This window comes from Sphingobium sp. TomTYG74 (genome assembly GCF_055393875.1).
On record NZ_AP027342.1, the window covers coordinates 687,662 to 706,262 of the forward strand.

Annotated in this window: 17 protein-coding genes; 10 read left to right on the forward strand and 7 right to left on the reverse strand. The window is 61.7% G+C overall.

Features of this window, described 5'->3' with window-relative positions; genetic code table 11:
• Window positions 1-39: 39 nt before the first annotated feature.
• A complete protein-coding gene (locus ACZ5TB_RS16145; RefSeq protein WP_464792706.1) occupies window positions 40-813 on the reverse strand; it encodes an SDR family oxidoreductase in 774 nt (257 codons plus the stop codon).
• 177 nt (window positions 814-990) lie between these two features.
• On the opposite strand from ACZ5TB_RS16145, the gene ACZ5TB_RS16150 reads away from it, so the two are divergent.
• The 4 genes from ACZ5TB_RS16150 to ACZ5TB_RS16165 all read left to right on the forward strand — a co-directional run bounded on the left by ACZ5TB_RS16150 (window position 991) and on the right by ACZ5TB_RS16165 (window position 6,267).
• Window positions 991-1,524, forward strand: a complete 534-nt coding sequence (locus tag ACZ5TB_RS16150; protein ID WP_464792707.1) for a nuclear transport factor 2 family protein — start codon at window positions 991-993, stop codon at window positions 1,522-1,524.
• 125 nt (window positions 1,525-1,649) lie between these two features.
• Window positions 1,650-3,917, forward strand: coding sequence for a TonB-dependent receptor (locus tag ACZ5TB_RS16155; RefSeq protein WP_464792708.1), 2,268 nt, complete (start codon window positions 1,650-1,652; stop codon window positions 3,915-3,917).
• Window positions 3,918-3,973: 56 nt separating this feature from the next.
• Complete coding sequence (locus tag ACZ5TB_RS16160; RefSeq protein WP_464792709.1) at window positions 3,974-5,050, forward strand: helix-turn-helix transcriptional regulator; 1,077 nt, start codon at window positions 3,974-3,976, stop codon at window positions 5,048-5,050.
• Window positions 5,051-5,124: 74 nt separating this feature from the next.
• Window positions 5,125-6,267 carry an LLM class flavin-dependent oxidoreductase gene (locus tag ACZ5TB_RS16165; protein WP_464780807.1) on the forward strand — a complete coding sequence of 381 codons (1,143 nt, stop codon included), beginning with the start codon at window positions 5,125-5,127 and terminating at the stop codon, window positions 6,265-6,267.
• Between the two features lie 178 nt (window positions 6,268-6,445).
• On the opposite strand, the gene ACZ5TB_RS16170 is transcribed toward ACZ5TB_RS16165, so the two are convergent.
• Genes ACZ5TB_RS16170 through ACZ5TB_RS16185 form a run of 4 tightly spaced genes read right to left on the reverse strand, consistent with a single transcriptional unit; the run spans window position 6,446 to window position 9,992 of the window.
• Window positions 6,446-7,243, reverse strand: coding sequence for a sugar phosphate isomerase/epimerase family protein (locus ACZ5TB_RS16170; protein ID WP_464792710.1), 798 nt, complete (start codon window positions 7,241-7,243; stop codon window positions 6,446-6,448).
• Between the two features lie 30 nt (window positions 7,244-7,273).
• Window positions 7,274-8,026 carry an SDR family NAD(P)-dependent oxidoreductase gene (locus ACZ5TB_RS16175; RefSeq protein ID WP_464792711.1) on the reverse strand — a complete coding sequence of 251 codons (753 nt, stop codon included), beginning with the start codon at window positions 8,024-8,026 and terminating at the stop codon, window positions 7,274-7,276.
• 9 nt (window positions 8,027-8,035) lie between these two features.
• Entirely contained in the window at window positions 8,036-8,899 is an 864-nt protein-coding gene (locus ACZ5TB_RS16180) for an SDR family NAD(P)-dependent oxidoreductase (protein WP_464792712.1), read from the reverse strand.
• 13 nt (window positions 8,900-8,912) lie between these two features.
• Window positions 8,913-9,992 carry a Rieske 2Fe-2S domain-containing protein gene (locus ACZ5TB_RS16185; protein WP_464792713.1) on the reverse strand — a complete coding sequence of 360 codons (1,080 nt, stop codon included), beginning with the start codon at window positions 9,990-9,992 and terminating at the stop codon, window positions 8,913-8,915.
• Window positions 9,993-10,172: 180 nt separating this feature from the next.
• On the opposite strand from ACZ5TB_RS16185, the gene ACZ5TB_RS16190 reads away from it, so the two are divergent.
• Window positions 10,173-10,583 carry a nuclear transport factor 2 family protein gene (locus tag ACZ5TB_RS16190; RefSeq protein ID WP_464792714.1) on the forward strand — a complete coding sequence of 137 codons (411 nt, stop codon included), beginning with the start codon at window positions 10,173-10,175 and terminating at the stop codon, window positions 10,581-10,583.
• 69 nt (window positions 10,584-10,652) lie between these two features.
• Here ACZ5TB_RS16190 and ACZ5TB_RS16195 read toward each other — a convergent pair whose 3' ends face one another.
• Window positions 10,653-11,723 (reverse strand): hypothetical protein, encoded by a 1,071-nt coding sequence (locus ACZ5TB_RS16195; RefSeq protein WP_464792715.1) that lies wholly within the window; start codon window positions 11,721-11,723, stop codon window positions 10,653-10,655.
• A gap of 241 nt (window positions 11,724-11,964) precedes the next feature.
• Here ACZ5TB_RS16195 and ACZ5TB_RS16200 point away from each other — a divergent pair, with 241 nt between their 5' ends.
• The 5 genes from ACZ5TB_RS16200 to ACZ5TB_RS16220 are packed head-to-tail and all read left to right on the forward strand — an operon-like array spanning window position 11,965 to window position 16,375.
• Window positions 11,965-13,230 carry a DUF1214 domain-containing protein gene (locus tag ACZ5TB_RS16200; RefSeq protein WP_464792716.1) on the forward strand — a complete coding sequence of 422 codons (1,266 nt, stop codon included), beginning with the start codon at window positions 11,965-11,967 and terminating at the stop codon, window positions 13,228-13,230.
• A gap of 4 nt (window positions 13,231-13,234) precedes the next feature.
• Window positions 13,235-13,648 (forward strand): VOC family protein, encoded by a 414-nt coding sequence (locus tag ACZ5TB_RS16205; protein WP_464792717.1) that lies wholly within the window; start codon window positions 13,235-13,237, stop codon window positions 13,646-13,648.
• The gene (locus ACZ5TB_RS16210; protein ID WP_464792718.1) at window positions 13,645-14,502 is read left to right on the forward strand and encodes a sugar phosphate isomerase/epimerase family protein; all 858 of its coding nucleotides are present in this window, start codon (window positions 13,645-13,647) and stop codon (window positions 14,500-14,502) included. The genes ACZ5TB_RS16205 and ACZ5TB_RS16210 overlap by 4 nt, the downstream gene beginning before the upstream one ends.
• Window positions 14,499-15,626 carry a Gfo/Idh/MocA family protein gene (locus tag ACZ5TB_RS16215; RefSeq protein WP_464792719.1) on the forward strand — a complete coding sequence of 376 codons (1,128 nt, stop codon included), beginning with the start codon at window positions 14,499-14,501 and terminating at the stop codon, window positions 15,624-15,626. Before ACZ5TB_RS16210 ends, ACZ5TB_RS16215 begins: the two co-directional genes overlap by 4 nt.
• Window positions 15,623-16,375 carry an SDR family NAD(P)-dependent oxidoreductase gene (locus ACZ5TB_RS16220; RefSeq protein ID WP_464792720.1) on the forward strand — a complete coding sequence of 251 codons (753 nt, stop codon included), beginning with the start codon at window positions 15,623-15,625 and terminating at the stop codon, window positions 16,373-16,375. Before ACZ5TB_RS16215 ends, ACZ5TB_RS16220 begins: the two co-directional genes overlap by 4 nt.
• A 280-nt stretch (window positions 16,376-16,655) precedes the next feature.
• Here ACZ5TB_RS16220 and ACZ5TB_RS16225 read toward each other — a convergent pair whose 3' ends face one another.
• A complete protein-coding gene (locus ACZ5TB_RS16225; protein WP_464792721.1) occupies window positions 16,656-18,599 on the reverse strand; it encodes a flavin-containing monooxygenase in 1,944 nt (647 codons plus the stop codon).
• Window positions 18,600-18,601 lie beyond the last annotated feature (2 nt).

Genomic DNA, 18,601 nt, shown 5'->3' on the forward strand with positions numbered 1-18,601 from the left:
AAAGGCCGGGCGGGTTCAGGCTCGCCCGGCCCTTCTTTATCAGGCCTTCGCGGCCTCTTCCTTGACGATTTCCAGGAACAGCGGCCGTTCACCGCCGCCATGAACTTCAAGGCGCGCGCCGCTGACATAGGCGGCGGCTGACGAACCCAGGAACACCACAGCTTCGGCAATGTCGCTGCCCCGGCCCATGCGCTTCAGCGGAATCGATGACGCGATCCGATCCTGCGCCGCCTGCGTGCCGTAGGTCATTTCGGCCGTCTCGGTCTCGATCAGGCCGACGATGATGGCGTTGACCCGCACATCCGGCCCCCATTCCTGCGCCAGGCTGGTGGTAAGGCTGAGCAGGCCCGCCTTCGCCGCGCCATAGATCGCGGTGTCGGGTGAAGGGCGCGCGCCCGATACGCTGGCGATGTTGACGATCGATCCGCCCACGGCCTTCAGATGCGGATAGGCCGCCTGCGCGACATGCAGCGGGGCGAGCAGGTTCAATTGCAGGATGCGTTCGGAAAAGCGCGGGCTGGCCGTTGCAGCGTCGGCCTGCGGCGATCCGCCCGCATTGTTGACGACAAGGTCGATGCGGCCATGGCGCGCGACAAGCTGGGCAATCCAGTCGGACACCGCCGCAGGATCGCGAATGTCGCAGGATGCGAATTCCGCCGTCTTTCCATCGACCCCAATCGGTTCTTCCGGCGCGGTGCGCCCGCAGGTCGCAACCGCATAGCCCTCCGCCAACAAACGCCGCACAATCGCCGCGCCTATGCCGCGCGTGCCGCCTGTGACGATTGCAAACTTGCCAACACCCGTTTCGCCCACGGCCCTATCCTTTCAGTTTCGAGAAATGCGCAGCGGGCGCATCGCATGGATAGGCCCCATACTCAATCTGCGCCATCCTTCGCCAGACATAATGCAGTGGTCATTGCAGATTGTTACGCAGATCAGGTATAGGGGACGCATAATAATCGCATATCGCGTCACATATGGAGAGGTTTGATGGCTTATACTGTGCAGCAGCTGAGCGATCTGGAAGATATCCGGACCCTCAAGCATCGTTATTTTCGGGGAATCGATACCGCCGATCTTGCGCTGCTCGGCACGCTCTTCACCAACGATCTGACCGTCGATTATCGTGGCGGCACCTATCGCGTCCGGTTGGCGGGCCGCGACAATATGCTGGAATTTCTGGCGAACAGCTTCCATTCCGGCGCGGTTGCCATGCATCACGGCCACATGCCCGAAATCACCCTGACCGGCGAAAATGACGCCGAGGGACTCTGGTATCTGGAGGATATCTTCATCGACGTGGAACGGGGTAGCCACACCATAGGCAGCGCGATCTACCGCGATGCCTACCGGCGTGAAGATGGCGTATGGAAGATCGCGCGCACCGAATATGATCGTGTGTTCGAAATGATCCGCCCGCTGGCCGCCGACGCGCAGATCACCTCGCACCACCTCGCCACCGCAGGCCGCAAGCCCGAACAGCGCAGCGATATCAGCCATTTGATCGAGTGGGAAGCGGCCTGAGCCAACGGATGATGCACGAACGCAACAGCTGCGGCATTTTTGCGGCGGGCTGCTGAAGAATAAAGCGAGCGGCGTTATAGTCGCGCGCAAATAACAGAATGACGCTTTTTTTTGGGGAGGAAAGCATGCGCAAGACGCTATATCCGATCGTATCGTTGATCGCTCTGGCCGCACCGGGGGCCGCGCTGTCGCAAACGGCAGCGGCGGGAGCAGACGCCGCCAGCGACAGTGACATTGTCGTCACGGCCCGCCGCCGCGAAGAACGGTTGCAGGATGTGCCGATCGCGGTGAGCGCGGTTGATGCTTCGGCTCTGAACAGCCGGGGCCTCGACAATGTGACGCAGATCAGCCAGATCGCGCCCAATATTCAGTTCACGCCGGGCCAGGGTGGCAATAGCGGTGGCATCGCGCCCTTTATTCGGGGCGTCGGCGAAAATGACTTCATCATCACCTCCGACCCCGCTGTCGGCGTCTATATCGATGGCGTCTATGTCGCCCGCACATTTGGCGCGACGACCGAATTGCTGGGCATCGATCGCATCGAAGTGCTGCGCGGCCCTCAGGGCACGCTGTTCGGCAAGAATACCGTTGGCGGTGCGATCAACATCGTGTCGGCGGTGCCGGACCGGGAGCAGAAGATCGAAGCCGACCTGCGATACGGATCGTTCAACACGGTGCGCGGGCGGGTCTACGCCGAAACGCCGCTGTCCGACAGCTGGTCGCTGGGCGTCGCGGCGCTGGGCGAGTTTGGCGAGGGGTGGCAGAAAATCCCGTCCGGCGACAATCTGGGCAACCGCAACGTCGTCGCGGGCAAGCTGGCGCTGCATTATGATGGCGAAGGGCTGGACGCGGTGTTGCAGGTCGATGGTCTGCACCGGCGCCAGCACAGCGCGCCGCATAGCATGATCGCCTTCACGCCGACCTTCTTCTCCTTCCTGCAATCGACGTTCCTGACGCCCTGCTGCACCGTGCCGGGCGACATCGACCGTACCGACAGCAACCCAGAGCTGAACAAGGATCAGACCGACGCGGTGAACGCATCGCTGACCCTGACCAAGGATCTGGGCGGGGCGACGTTGAAGTCGATCACCGCCTATCGCTATGTCGATGCGCTGTTCGGCCGCGATGGCGATGCTTCGTCGGCGGTCAATTATGCGGGCGACATTCATGACGAGCGGGCGCGGCAGATCAGCCAGGAATTGCAGCTGTCGCTCGACCTTGGCGGGCGCGGCACATTGTTGCTGGGCGCATTCGCCTATCGCGAAAAGACGCGCGACAATACGCGGCTGATCGTGGCGGATGGGTTGTTTGACGCGCTGGTGGCGGCAGGGCTTGATCCCTTCCCTGTGCCCTTCCCGCCCTTTGCTGTTCCGGCGTCGTCACTGGACTTCAACATCGATTTCCGCAACCGGCAGCGCACCGACAATCTCGCGCTGTTCGCGAACGGCAATTATGAACTGACCGACGGCCTCTCGCTGGAACTGGGCGCCCGTTATACGTGGGAGAAGAAGAAGTTTTCCCAATCCGCGATCCGCATTTATTCGGGCGAGCCGCTGCTGGCGGGTACGCCCAGCTATACGCTGGAAAAGAGCTGGGACGCCTTCACGCCGCGTGCCTCGCTTTCCTACAAGTTCCGGCCGAACCTGATGACCTATGTCTCCTATTCGCGGGGCTTCCGGTCTGGCGGGTTCAACGGGCGGCCTACATCGCTTGAGGAAATCGGTTCCTATGATCCGGAACATCTGACCTCCTACGAAGCGGGGCTGAAGGCAGGTTTCGGCCGTATCGCCACCATCAACCTAGCCGTGTTCCGCAACGAATATCGCGACCAGCAGATATTGGTATCGACCGTCAGCCCGACGACCGGCCTGATCGTCGTCCGCAACGAGAATGCGGGCCGATCGCGTATTCAGGGCATCGAGCTGGAAGGCGCGTTCAAGGTTTCGCCGCGCTTCACCGTCACCGGCGCGCTTGGCCTGCTGGACGCCAAATATCTGGAATATGTGTCCGTCATCAATGGCGTGCCGACCGACGTCAGCGACCGCAAGCTGAAGCAGGCGCCCGATATCACCGCCAATGCCAGCGCAATCTATCAGGCGCCGCTCAGCGACAATGTGGAGGGCGTGCTGCGGCTCGACGCAGCCTATAAAAGCCAGGTCTTTGTCGATGCGGAAAACACGCCGCTCCTGCGGCAGCCCGACCACGTGATCCTCAACGCCAGCGCCGAACTGCGCTTTGCGGACAGCGGCCTGTCGGTGCGCGTGGGCGTCGATAACATCACCGATCGCCGCATCATCACGGCGGGCTATGATGCATCGACCAGCTTCGGCTTTACGGAGGCTTATTATTCGCCGCCCCGCCGCTACAGCGTGACGCTGGCCCTGCGACGCTGAACCGGGTACGGCCTCGACGGTGACTGCCATCGTCGAGGCTGGAGGCGGGAATCTGAATGATGAGCGATGACACCGCCTTTGCCGACCTGTTGCAGACGCTCTACGGCGGGCTGACGCGGTCCCCGCCATGGGAGGATTTCCTGCGCGCGCTGGCGGCCATCACCGACACAACCTTCGCCACGCTGCTGATCGGTCGGGGGAGCGCCGGGATCGATGCTCATGTCACCCCCGGCGCGGACCCGGAGCGCACCCAGGAATATCAGCGCATCTCGCAAGCCGATCCCTTCGTCGGCCTGCCCGAGGGGCGAGTCGTTTCCTTCCGTGATTTCGTGCACCATGTCCCCGCGCGCTTCCGCGACTGGCTGGACGTGGCGCGCAGCAGTGAAATTCTGGGCGTAGACCTGCATCGTCTGCCTGATATCGCCGTCCGGCTGCGCCTGACGCGGGACGAAGACCATGCGCAATTTGGCGATACCGAACGGGAATTGCTCGAACGGCTGATCCCGCATCTGCGCATCGCGCTTGACCTTCACGCGCGGCTCACAAGCACACAGGCGGAAAGCCAACTGTTCAGCAGCGCGATGGCTGGTTTGGCGGTAGCGACCCTGATCCTTGATCGGGAAGGCCGTATTCTGCGCCGCAACACGCTCGCCACGCATATGCTGGAAGAAGGCGCCATCGTTTCCGAGCAGCATGGCAAGCTGGAGGCCAGGACCGGCTCCAGCGCTGCGGCGATCAACCGCATCCTTTCCTCCCCGCCGCCACTGGGCGAGGAAATCCTGTTCGAGATCGCTTCTACCGTCGGACAGCCGCTGCATGCGCGGGCGCGGGCCATTCCTTCGTCCGCCTATGGCGACGGGGCATGGATCGCCCTGTTCATCGCGGACCCCAGCCGACCCGCCGGTCCATCGGAAGAGCTGTTGCGCGAACGCTTTCACCTCACGCGGGCGGAAGCGGGACTTGCCGTTCATCTGGCGCACGGCGCCACGTTAGCGGACGCCGCGGACGCTTTGGGCATCGCCTACAATACGACGCGATCCCATCTGCGCGCGATATTCGCCAAGACCAACACGCATCGGCAGGTCGAACTGGTCACGCTGCTGCGTTCCATCGGCAGCGAGTCTGAAATCTGATCCATTTGGATGATGTGGCGGCACGGCACTCGGCATAGCCTGTCTCCACGAAAGAAAGTTTTGTGGAGAAGATGATGAAATTCTCGATCATTTACGAAGCGCAGATGGCGGACACGTCGCGTCAGAACGAACAGCAGGTGTTCCGCGACATTATCGAGCAAGCCATCCATGCCGAGGAAATGGGCTTCGACACGATCTGGGCCGTCGAACATACCGCGCTGACCCAATATGCGCACATGTCCGCACCGGAAACTTTCCTGGCCTATCTCGCCGGGCGCACGTCGCGCATCGGCATCGGCCATGGCGTCGTCTGCCTGCCGCCCGCGATGAACCATCCGGTAAAGGTCGCTGAACGCATCGCCACGCTGGACATTCTGTCGAATGGCCGCGTCCATTTCGGTATGGGCAAGGGCGGGACGCAGCAGGAAGCGGGCACCTTCGGCTATAATCTCGAAGACCTGCCGCCGATGATCGACGAGAGCATGTATCTGATCCCCAAGATCCTGAAGCATGGCGAGATCGAACATGATGGCGAGTTCGTGAAGATCCCGTTCCGCCCGATCCACCCGAGCCCGATGCAGGACCCGCATCCGCCGATCTACATGGCCTGCACCCGCGCCGACACGCTGACCACCGCCGGATCGCGCGGCATTGGCGCACTGGTCCTCGGCTTTGCCGGACCGAGCGACATCGCGCAGAAGAACGCCATTTATCGTGAGGCCTTCGCCAACCGCAAGGCAGAGGATCAGGTTGGCTACCGTCCGACCGAGCATCTCGCGGCGCTTTGCCCCGCCGTGGTTCTGGAAGACCGGGAGAAGGCACGCCGCATCGGCCTTCGCGGACAGCGCTTCTTCGTGGAATCGCTGGGCCACTGGTATTCGGGCGGCCCCGCTCCCGATGTGGAGGACCTGGACGCGAGCGAAAGCCTTGCCGCGCTTCAGCGCCACAAGGAAGAAACGGTGGCCTGGCTGTCGGAAGAGAAGATCACCATCGGTGGCCACCACACCGAATCCTTCGAGGTTGTCGAAGACGCCTATGGCACGCCGGAAGATTGCATCCGGCAGGTCAAGCGCCTGCAGGACGCGGGCGCCGACGAAATCCTCTTCATGTTCCAGATGGGCGGCATCCCGCATGAAGTGATCATGGAGACCATCCGCAACATCGGCGAGAAGGTGATCCCCTATTTCCGTGAGCAGGCGACGCTGGCTGCGGAATGATGAATTTTCCGGGCGGGGCAGTGCTTCGCCCGGGATCGGAAGCAGCGCGGTGTCCGAGTCACAGAGCTTACCCCCCACCCGTTCGGGCTGAGCCTGTCGAAGCCCTTCTTCTTTAAGAAGTGAGGCCCTTCGACAAGCTCAGGGCGAACGGCGGGGAGACAGACGATGTGCGCTATGCCTAACTCTGCGCATACAAAGCTTTCATCGCTTCTATCAGCCGCGCCGCGCGCTCATGTGGTTCTCCCTTTGCTGAGGCACGCGATGGCGCTTCCACGGCGATGGTCGCATGGGCCGGGAGCAGCGGAAGCAAAGCTGCGAGGCCAAACTCGCCTTCACCGGGAAGCAAGCGGTCGAACACGGCTTCATTGACCCGGTCATGAGGCGCCTCAAGCGGGCCGTCGTTCAGCTGGACATGGCGGATACGCTCAGGCGGCAGGCAGGCCACATCGTCCCAGCTTCCGCCGCTACGAATGACGTGCAGCGTATCGATGCACAGACCCACCTCCGCGCCCAGGGAATGGGCGATCTCAAGCGCCTGTGAAGGCGACCGGATAGAAGATAGCGGATAGGGTTCGATGACGGCGGAAGCACCCGCCCGCTGGCAAATCTCCACCATGCGCGCCAGCGACTCCCGCAGCCGTGCGTGATCCGGGTCGAGGCCCAATATATTGACGGTCCCGCCCAACTCGGCGGTCAGTTCCGCGCTGCTTTCCAGCAAACCCCAATCGGGGTCGGCATCCAGCATGAAAGGCTCGATGACACCTGCCCGAAGGCCGGTGTCGCGCAATGCGGAAATCATCGCCTTGCGCGCCCTCTTGTCCAGGATGAGGTCAGGCGTCGGGCTGATCGGGATCGGCGTCACGAACAGGCTGACGGCGGTGAAGCCTGCGCTGGCGGCCGCCTCGATCACCGTCAGGGCGTCGAGGTTCACCAGCGAAAGATGGTCCAGGCAAAAGCCATTTTCAGGGGGCGTCATGAAAACCAGCCCCCTGCCACGCCTGATAGTTCAGGCGTGAACGCCCCCGTCGATACGCACGATTGCGCCATTCATGTGCCCTCCATCCTCACTCGCCAGCATGGCGATGACGCCCGCGATTTTGTCCGGGGTCGCAAATCCATTGATCGGGCCGAGATGATTATACAACTCCCAATCGGCGCCTTCCACCATGCCGGTTTGGACGCTGTTGGCGAGCGGTGTTTCGATGCCGCCCGGCGCAACAGCATTCACCCGCACGCCGCGCTTCACATATTCCCAGGCGAGGCTCTGGGTGTAGGCGGCGACCGCGCCCTTGCTGGCGGCATAGCCGGTGAGGAAGGGATGGCCGAAATGGCTTGATGTGGACGCGGCGTTGACGATGTTGCCCTTCACCTTTTCCAGATGCGGCAAGGCTTCGCGGCACATCAGGAAGGTGCTGCCCATATTGACCGCGATGAGGGACATGAAGGCTTCATAGTCGGTCGTTGCCGCGTGGCTCGACCGGATGATGCCCGCCATGTTGACGAGGACGTCGAGTTGCCCGGCCTCCTCCACCCATTGCGCCACGATCGAGCGGGCAGTCGCCTCGTCTGCCACCGACCCTGCGCGGATGGCGATGTCGGGCTGTTCCTGCCTTAGCGTTTCCAGCCCTTTTTCGTCCAGGTCGACCGCCAGCACCCGACCGCCTTCGGCAGCCAGCCGGATGGCGGTCGCGCGGCCTATGCCGGAGGCAGCGCCGGTGACAATGATCGACCTGCCTGCAAATCGGCGCCCGAAGTCCATCGCCGTTTCCTAAGCCACTATGGCAGGGTGCGGGATGCGCGGATCGCCCAGCATCGCGCGATAGGATGGCGGGGTGCGCCCGCCAGCTTCGGTGATGCCATATCGCTGCGCAATCTCAGCCGTGATCAGCGTCTGGCCGTTCAGTTCGTCCCGGTTTGGATCGTCATGGATGGCGGCGATGACCCGGCCGTTGAATTCAGGCGTCTCGGCATCGGCCATGAACTTCTCATATTGCTCAGGATGTTCGGACAGCGTGCGGGCACTGCGCTCGGTGTGCAGAGGCCCCATCCAGAGCGCGATCGCCGCAACCCCGGTTCCGCGGAAATCGACCCCCATGTCAGCGGCGAACTTGTCCACGCCCGCCTTCTGCGCGCCATAAGCAGCGCCGTGCATGTAGCAGACCGAACCGAAGGAGGAGGTAAAGGCAATGAGGCCACTGCCAGCCGGAACCATCATGCGCGCGGCGTGCCAGCTTGCAAGATAATGGGACCGCAGGCCGACGTTCAATATATCGACGAGGCCGGGGGATTTTTCCCAGAAGGGGCCGGGCTTGACCAGGTCGTCGTTCAGGGCGGCGACATTGTTGACCAATATGTCGAGCCTGCCGCTTTCGTCCCGCACACGTTCGAACAGGGCGGCAATCGCACCCTCGTCGGCATGATCGACCTGCACCGCGCGGCCTTCGCCGCCGGCACCATCGACCTGCGCCGCCGTCGCGCCGATGGTGCCGGGCAGTTCGGCATCGCCTTCGCGAACGGAGCGGCCCGTCACATAGACGCGATAGCCCTTCTCCCCCAGCGCCACCGCAATGCCACGACCCGCGCCTCGGCTGGCACCGGTGACGATGGCGACCGGACGTTCACTTCTCTCCATTGTCTTTTCTCCTTCAGGCCGCCTGCGTGGAACTACGCTTGTCGAGTGTGACATGCAGGCCGTTGGCGCGCTTGTGCATGTCCGGCGTCTTGTCGCGGGGGTTGTAGAACTGCTTGTACCAGGTCCGCACCTTGCCATAGGGGCCGTCATTGGGGATGACGAGCGGGTTGAGGCAGGCGCGCTTGTTCTGCCAGATTTCGACATCCTGGGCGAAGGCGAGGCGGCTGCCTTCCTGATATTCCAGCGCGGCCGCGCGCAGCTCGTCGGTGACGGGCGCGGAGCCGTCATTCACCTGCACCATCAGGCCGTGCCAGACGCGGATCTTGCCATCCTCGATCGGCGTGTGGGTGATCATGATGAAGCTGTCGAACGTCCCGGCCATCTCCGACTGGAGGATCGACGGGCCGGTGTACCAGGTGTCGAGCGTCAGCACGTCCTCTGGATTGAGCGTCAGCGTGCGGTGCCCGGCGGCATAATATTGGTGGACGATATGATCCTTGAACTCATTGGCGAAGTAGACGAAATCCTTCGCGCCATGGATCGGGATGAAGTGGCCAAAGTCGGCCATATTGTCGACCACCTCGATCGGATGGATGTCGAGATCGCCCATATAGTCGATCTTCCAGTTGACCCAGCCCGGCGCATCATAATGGCCGCCGAAATCGGGCAGGTCGAAATTGGGTTCGAGGCCTTCGGGATCATGCCAGATCCAGATCGTGCCAGCCCGTTCCATCGCGGGAAAGGTCTTGAGCTTGGCCGCCTTGGGCACGAAATCCGAATAGGGAATGTTCTTGCACTGGCCGTCCGGGCCATATTGCCAGCCATGGAAGGGGCAGCGGATCGACTCGCCCTCCACCTGCTCGCCATCGCGCACGATGTAGCTGGTCGTGTTCTTCGCCAGATGCGCGCCCATGTGCGGGCAATAGGCTTCGGTCACATAGACCTTGCCGCTCTCGCCACGGTACATCACCATGTCCTGGCCGAGGTAACGCATAGCCTTGGGCGTGCTCGTCGCCTCAGCGCTCTCACCCACCATGAACCAGCCACGCGGAAAGGTGAAGTCTCCCAGACGATAGTCCGACGATGTCGCCATTTCTTGATCCTCTCACTGCCCATGGCAAATTAGCAGCTAATGCGGCGAGTCACAGCCTCGCTTATAGCCTTTTTGAAATCTTCCGCTTTCTACGCAAAACATCATTATAAAGGCAAGTTCATATGTTAAATGCGCGATTCATAGCCGTTATGACTCTATGGATAACGAGGTAAACAGGATATGTCCGAATCCTCTCCACCCGGCGTACCGGGACCTGACCAAACGCACATGCGGGCCGCGCTTCAGGCCTATGTGGATCGCATCAACGCGGGCGATCGGGACGGCGTTCTGGCGCTATTCGCGCGTGATGCGGTGATCGAGGACCCGGTTGGTTCTCCGCCCAAGACCGGGGAGGAAATCCGTGCATGGTTCAGCGACACGATCGCTTTTGACACACACATCCAGCCGGTCGCACCGATCCGGGGATCGCATGCCAATGCGGCCGCGCTCGTGTTCGATGTGACGTTTCAGCCGCCGGAAGGCCCGCGCCTGCTGATCCGGTCGCTGGATGTCTGCACGTTTGATGGAGAGGGAAAGATCACCATCCTGAAGGCCTATTGGGGGCCGGAAGACATGGAACCAGCCCCCTGAACGGAGGCCATGAAAAAAGGGGCGTCCTGACGGGACGCCCCTTCTTCCTGTCTTGCGACCCGGCAGCGCTCAGGCGGCCACCAGCTCGCGCGGCGCTTCGGCCGGATATTCGGCCGGGCCACCATAGTCGTAAGCGGCGTTCAGCGCCTTGATGAAAACCGGATCGTTGATCGGATCGATCGGCGTTTCGATCTGGAAACCGCGCGAACGGACATCCTTGATCAGCGTGTCGAACACCTGATCATAGCTGAGGTTATCCGACCCATCCATGTTCTTCTTGAGCTCGGCATAATCTTCGAACACTTCGGCCGACCAGTGGACCAGGAAACGCAGATCGTCGGTATGATAACGCTCGATAACTTCGTCCCCGGTCTTTACCAGCCAGCCATCGGGGTTGCCCGGTTCGCCGCTGAAAAGGGAGTCAAAGCCCAGGCCCTTCGGCTTGCGGCGCTCGATCGGACCATTGGCTTCGCCGCGATGGACGAGCATTTCGTTCTGCACAACCACGCCACGGTTATAGACGGGCGGCTGCAACCGCGCGGGCTTTTCCAGCGGACCCTTGGGCCAATAGGTGAAGCCGCTATTGGGATCATGGCTGAACCAGGTGATCACCTGCGCCATTTTGATCAGATAGTCCTGGAACAGGCCCGAACGGCCCATGATCGAACATAGCCATGTGGGCGAGTTTTCATAGCGAACGCCACGGAAGCTGGGCGAATCCAGATGGCCCGGATCAGTATTGCCGCAGGGGCCGTTCACGTTGAACAGCATCATCTGCGGCTTGGCGTAGTCCGCATTCCAATAGGATTTGGCATATTCCAGGAACGTCGGATTGTAGAAGGTATCCTGAATCTCCGGGTACATGCAGGTCGAATAATTGGCGTAGAAGCCGCGGAATGTCGGCGTCAGGAACATGTCGAGCGTCGGCTCGAACCCTTCCGGGAAACCGCCCGCGAAGGTGGCGATCAGAGATTCCGGCGTCGGAAAATGCTGCGCGATGATGAGCTTCCAGGCGCCGCTGTGGACGACATCCAGCAGCCGCCGACGTTGATCCTCGGTGTATACGTTGCTCAATTCACGGGGGGGTGAAACAGGCTGCAGCAGGTCGGACAACCGCCGCTTCTGTTCATTGCTCAACATGACTTTGCAACTCCTCTCCAGACACCGGACGAATCATCCGATCCGCCTTTAAACACCGTAAAGTTATCGTACTATAACTTTTTGGTCAATCCTCGGCGGCACGGAAATGTCCATCGCCCCCGCTGCGGATGTTTTGCGTCACACAGGAAGGATAATGGCACGGTATCGACAGAAGATTGGCTGGCCGCGCGACAGGGATGATGGCACCTTCCTCCATCACATAAGGAGAGGATACGGCGCGATGACTGACGCCTTGAAAGGATCGATGGACAAGCGCGCGATTGAATCGCGGGCCGCGCAGCGGCTGTTGTCCGGCCAGTCATGGGAAGATTTCTGCGACGTCCTGAAAGTCGCCGGTAAAATGATAGACCGGTTCGGCGATGATCCGTCCGATCTCGACCGGGCGGAATGGTATCGGTTCCTGACGCGGGTCGCCCGGTCGAGCTTTGAGCGGCTGATCGAGAACGCCGAACCCACCCGGCCGCGCCTGCGCGACATGGTGTGGCGCCAGTCGATCAACGTGCAGACGGTCGATCAGGACCATCTGATGTGCCAGTTCGATGAAGCCCGCGATTACCGGATCATTGGCACACGAGGGACCATACCCTATTTCGTCCTCGCCATATTGACCGCCCCAGCGCCCGACGATTTGGGCGCGCGTGATTGGGCGCAGCTCGGTGTAGAGGGATTGAAACAGTTCGACCCCTCCAACCTGAAGACCACCGGCTTCCTGGGCAGTCAGCAGCTTCATATCGAAGCTGACGGGACGTTCGAGATCATCATGTCGCAAAATGATCCGGGCGAAGGCAAGAACTGGCTGAAGCTGCAACCCGATACCAACTGCATCCTCATCCGGCTGGTCTGGAGCGACCGGGAAAAGGAGATCGCTCCGGGTCTGCGGATCGAGCGGATGGATGGCGCGGTGCCTGAACCCGTGACGCCCGCGCTGATGGCGAACAATCTGGCATGGGCCGCGCAGGGCGTGCTGGGCTATGCGGAACTGGTGCGCAACTGGTGGAACGGCACGCAGGGCAATTTCGCGGCGAAGCTCAACCGGCTGGACTATAGCCGCGCGCAATATCTGTCGAACGGCGGCGTACCCGACCGCCATGTAGCCTTTGGAGGCTGGGAAAAGGGGCTGGACGAAGCGCTGGTGCTGGAATTCGTGCCGCCTGAGTGCGAATATTGGAACTTTCAGATCTGCAACATGTGGCAGGAAAATCTCGACACGTTCGAAGATGGCAACGGATGGGTGAACAACTATCGTTTCGTTGCGGAGCCTGATGGCCGGGTCCGTATCGTCATAGCCGAGCGCGACCCCGGCCTCGGCGGCAACTGGGTGAATAGCTATGGGCATGAACGAGGCATTTGGGGGCTTCGGCTGGTGCGAACCGAAAGCACGGCGGAAGTAAATCTGTGGCGCCTGCCGCTTGCGCGCTTGGAAACAGAAGGCACGGCCGCTCTCGATCCCGGCGCGGCAATCCTGACCGGCCAGTTTGCGGATTGACGTCATGACTGTACGGACACTTGACCATGTGAACATCCGGACAGCGGACGTGCCCGGCACCGCCGCCTTCTTCCGCGACGTGCTAGGCCTGCGCGCCGATGTCGCGCCGGGGGCGGAGTCCATCGACAAGGGCTGCTGGATACATGATCCTGGCGATCGTCCGATCATTCATATCGGCCCTGTCGAGGGCCGCTATCCCAGTGATGATGCGTTTCCCTTCACCCCCGCGCGGGGCAGCGGCGCTGTGCATCATGTGGCGTTGGAATGCGACGACCTCCCTACAATGTTCGCGCGACTGGAAGCCGCCGGTCTTGGCGTCGTGCGCAAGGATTATCCGCCGGCCAATCTCTGCCAACTGTTCGTGGAAGAGCGGAACGGGATCATCCTGGAACTCAATTTCCGTCTGGATCAGGCATGACGAACGATCCGATGCTGGTCCTGTCCGCCCCACCCTTCGTCCATGTGCCGCTGCTGGAACGACTGACCCCCGCGCGCGATGCAGGGTTTTCCGCCATATCGCTGATGCCCGGCGACATCTGGGCTTTGGAAGAGGCGGGGATGAATGCCGCCGACATCGGCATGCGGATAGCGGATCATGGCTTGGCAATCATGGAGATGGATTGCACGGCCTGCTGGCTGCCCAGCCATCGCAGCGCGGGGGATGATGTCCCTATGGCCGCCCTGCTCCGCTCGATGACGCCCGACCGCGTAGTGGAAACCGCCGCGCGCATCGGGTCACCCTCCGTCACGGCGGTGGAGATGATGGGGGTCGCTCCGTCGCTTGATGAAGCTGCGGAAGCCTTTGCCGATTTGTGCGACCTCGCCGCCGATCATGGTTTAAAGGCGCACATCGAGTTCCTTCCCTTTGGCGGCATTCCCGACCTTGCGAGTGCTTGGGCGATCGTACAGGCGGCGGGACGGCCGAATGGCGGCCTGACACTCGACAGCTGGCATTTCTTCCGCAGCGGGTCGAGCTTCGATCTGCTGGAGCGCATTCCGGGGTCGCGCATCCACACCATCCAGATAAATGACGCGCCCGCGCAGCCGCAATCAGACCTGGTTCACGAGACGATGACCGCCCGCCTTGTGCCGGGACAGGGCAGCTTCGACCTCATCCGTTTCATTCGCACGCTTGATCGGATCGGGGCGATTGCGCCCATATCGGTCGAGATATTTTCGGCCGCGACCAGCGCGGCGCCGATGGCCGAAGCCATCGCCTCATGGGCGCCAGCCGCCCGCGACATCATCAGAAAGGCCAGAGAAACACAATGAGTGGAGAAGAAACGCCGATAGGCGCGGTGGTCGTGGGCACGGGCTTCGGCCTGTTCACGCATGTCAGGGCGCTGCGGGAAGCGGGCTTTGAGGTTCGTGCCATTGTCGGGCGCAACCGGGAACGTACGGCGGAGCGTGCGGCGCCCCTTGGCATCCCGCTGGCGTCGGATAATCTGGAACAGGTGCTTGCCAACGATCCGGCGATCCGGCTGGTGACGGTCGCAACGCCACCACATGCGCATTACACGCCTGTCATACAGGCCATTGCCGCCGGGCGTAATGTGATGTGCGAGAAACCCTTTGCGCGCGATCTGGCGCAGGCGCGCGAAATGCTGGATGCAGCGAATAAGGCTGGCATCGTCCACGCGCTGGGCGCGGAATTCCGTTTCGACAGTGCGCAGGCGCTGCTGCGGCGCGTGGTGCAGGATGGCCTGATCGGCGATCCGCTGATGTTCAGCCGCATCTACCAGCAGCCGGGCCAAGGCGAGGAAGAACCGCTGGCCGACTGGTGGACCGATGCGGCGCAGGGCGGCGGCTTCCTGGGCGCCTTCGGCACGCACATGATCGATCAGGTTCGTTCAACGTTGGGCGAGATCGTCGCGGTCAACGCGATCTTGCGCAAGCTGACCACGACCCGCCCTGCGATGACATCCGACGATTATTATAATGTGCAGTTTAGGACCGCGAACGGGTGCATAGGCGTGATCGAGGCGGCGATGAACTTCCCCGGCCCGTTCGTCATGGCGACCAAGGTGGCGGGGACTAAGGGCGCCGCGTGGATCCAGTCGGGCAGCGCCTTTGGCGATCCCGAAGAGGTGTGGATCAAGGACGCGGACGGCGCGCGGCAGGTTCCGATGCCTGCCGAACTGGTCAATCCCGCGCCCGAACCCTTTGCCGTCGCGGAGCTGATCCAGACGGAAATGGATCGCTGGCACACGCAGGGGTTCGATGTCGCCCCTTATACCAAGCTGTTCCGCCAGTTGAAGGCAAGAATTGAAGGGCGCGCGCCGCCCCTGCCTGATCCGGCGGGCGATTTTCTTGATGCGGCGGCAGGACAGGCCGTGCTCGATGCCGCGCGCCTTTCTGCGGCGGAAGGCCGCTGGGTTGAAGTGGAGGCTGTATGACGAACCCATACTATGATTTTTCCGGGGCGCATGTCCTCGTTACCGGGGGCACCAGCGGCATAGGTGCCGCCGCCGCTGCCGCCTATCTTGAAGCCGGGGCGAATGTGACGATCACCGGCACGCGCGGCAGTGCCGCCGACTATGACGGCGACCTGTCAGGCTACCGCTATCTTCAGATGGACATAGAAGATGGCAAGAGCATCGACGCTGTGGCCGCAAGCCTCGATAAGCTGGACGTTCTGGTGAACAATGCCGGGATGGCGCTGCCCAGCCTCGGCCTTGACGAATATGAGCCCGATATATTCGCCCGCGCCGTCAACATGCTGCTGGTGGGCGCTTTCCGCATGGCCCGGCAGAGCGCGGACCTACTGGCGCAAAGCAGCATGGCAGGCGGCGCAAGCGTCGTCAGCATCGCATCGATGAGCAGCTATTTCGGTATTCCGATCGTACCGGGCTATGGCGCCGCCAAGACCGGCTTGCTCGGCCTGACCCGGTCACTCGCGGTCAAATGGGGAGAGCGCGGCATCCGCGTCAACGCCGTCGCCGCAGGGCTGACGCGCAGCCGCATGACCGAAGGAACCTTCGCGCAGGAAGACTGGATGGCGCCCACGCTCGCAAGGACGCCCCTGGGTCGGCCGGGCGCGCCCGAAGATATCGCCAACGCGATCCTGTTCCTGTCGAGCCCCGGCGCGGCGTGGATCACGGGTCAGACCTTGGCTGTTGACGGTGGGTACACCGTTTCGGGCTGATGTCGTATCGATCGCCCCAAATACTCTGGAGCATCGTGCCTTCAATCTCAATCACCCAAGCCGGTTCGGGCCGTTTGAATGAGTCACTTGCCTCGTTCAAATGTCGAAGCCCTCCTCTTTCTAAAAAGAAGTAGAACCCTTCGACAGGCTCAGGGCGAACGGCATTAGTAGATGGAGCCGATTTAAAGCACGAAGCTCCAATCGATACAAAAAGTGCAGAAACGATAAGAGCCGGTCCTTCCAGACCGGCTCTTTCGCTATGTTATTCCTTCCGATCCGATCAGTGCAGCTCGAAATTCTCCTTGGCGGGACCACGTGTCTGGTTCCAAAGGTCCACCAGTCGCCACGGCCATGACAGGAATACTCGGCCTGTCGAGTTGTTATAGTAGCTGTTCGCCCGTGGGTGGGTCCAGATCATATTCTTCATCTGTTCCTCGACCTCCCGGTTCCACTGTTCGAACGCCTGCTGCGTGGGTTCGACAGCACGAGCGCCGCTTTCATTGATCCAGTCCAGGCATTCGATGATGTAGTTGACCTGCGCTTCGGAAATCAGGTTCTGGCCCGCCGCATGGTTGGGCGCGCTATTGGGGCCAACCGTCATGAAATAGTTGGGATAGCCCGGCACGGTCACGCCCAGATAGGAGCGCGGGTCGTCCTTACCCCATTCGTCGCGCAGCGATCGGCCGCCCTTGCCGTGGATTTCCAGCTTGCCCATCATGTTGGCGACGTCGAAGCCGGTGGCGCAGACAATGATGTCGAATTCATACTCCTTGCCGTCCTTGGTGCGGATACCCTTGGGCGTGAAGCATTCGATGCCGCCATCTTCCAGCGTGACATTGGGCTGCTTGAGCGCGTCGAACCAGCCGGCGTCCAGGATGATGCGCTTGGAAAAGATCGGGAAGTCCGGCGTCAGCTTTTCCTTGAGGTCGGGACGGTCGTGGAACTTCGCTTCCAGATGGGCCAGCGCCCACTGCCGCGCGCCTTCATTGGCCGCCGACACGGACGGGCTGTCGACCGGCCATTCGGGGTCTTTCACGACATTGGCGTAGAGGCCGTCCGCCGCGAACCAGTAAACGCGGAAGCGGAACCATTCGCGGAAATGCGGGATGTAGCGCAAGGCGAACTTCATGCCCGGCGACACCTCATGATTGATCTCGGGATTGTAGATCGACCAGTAGCGGGTGCGCTGGAACACGGTGAGATCGCTGACCTGATCCGCGATCGCGCCGATCAATTGCGCGGCGCTGGCGCCGGTGCCGATGATGCCGACGCGCTTGCCCTCGATCCGGACGGACGGATCCCAGGTCGCGGTGTGCATCATCTTGCCCTGAAATTCCTCGCGGCCGGGAATGTCGGGCCACTTCCAGCGGTTCACCGGACCATGAGCGTTGATGACGGCGTTGGCGCGGATGACTTCTTCCGTGCCATCCTTGCCGCGCACCGTGACGTTCCACACCGCCTCGGCATCGTCATAGCGCAGGGCGACCACTTCGGTATTGAAGCGGATGTTGCGGCGCAGGTCGTACTTGTCGGCCACGTGCAGCAGATATTTCTGCATATCGACGCCCTTGGGATGGTAATGCGACCATTCGGGCGTGATTTCGAAGGAATAGGAATAGAAGTGGCTGGGCGTATCGACGCCCACGCCGGGATAGCGGTTTTCGTACCAGGTGCCGCCGACTTCGGGATTCTTTTCGATCACGATATGCTCGTAACCGGCTTCTTCCAGTTTCAGCGAGGCGGCAAGGCCGGTCATGCCGGCGCCGATGACCAGCACCTTGAAGTCCGCCTTCGGCGCGGGGCGGCCTTCGATTTCCTTGCGCGGCTTGGGCAATTTGAAACCGATCTGGTCGAACAGCAGCGGCAGGAATTCGTCAGCCACTTCCTCGCCCACGCCGACGCTCATCATCCGCTTCATCAGCGCGTCGGAGGGATCATCCTCGCGCGCGGCGCCAGGGGTCGTCAGTACGTGGAGCAGCTTGGCGCGTAGTTCCTGGCTATATTCGGTGGGGATTTCGGTGTTGGGAACGGAGAAAGGCGGTTTGATATAGTTGCCGAAAATGTCCAGCATCGCCGCGTCGTGGGTCAGATGCACATAGACCATCAGCAGCGTCTGGATATTGGCTTCCTCCAGCGCGTTGCGCAATTCTTCGCTATCGGCAAGCGGCAGGCTACGGTCGTGCCAGTCTCGTGCCATCACCGCGCCATCGACATGTCCAACCATCG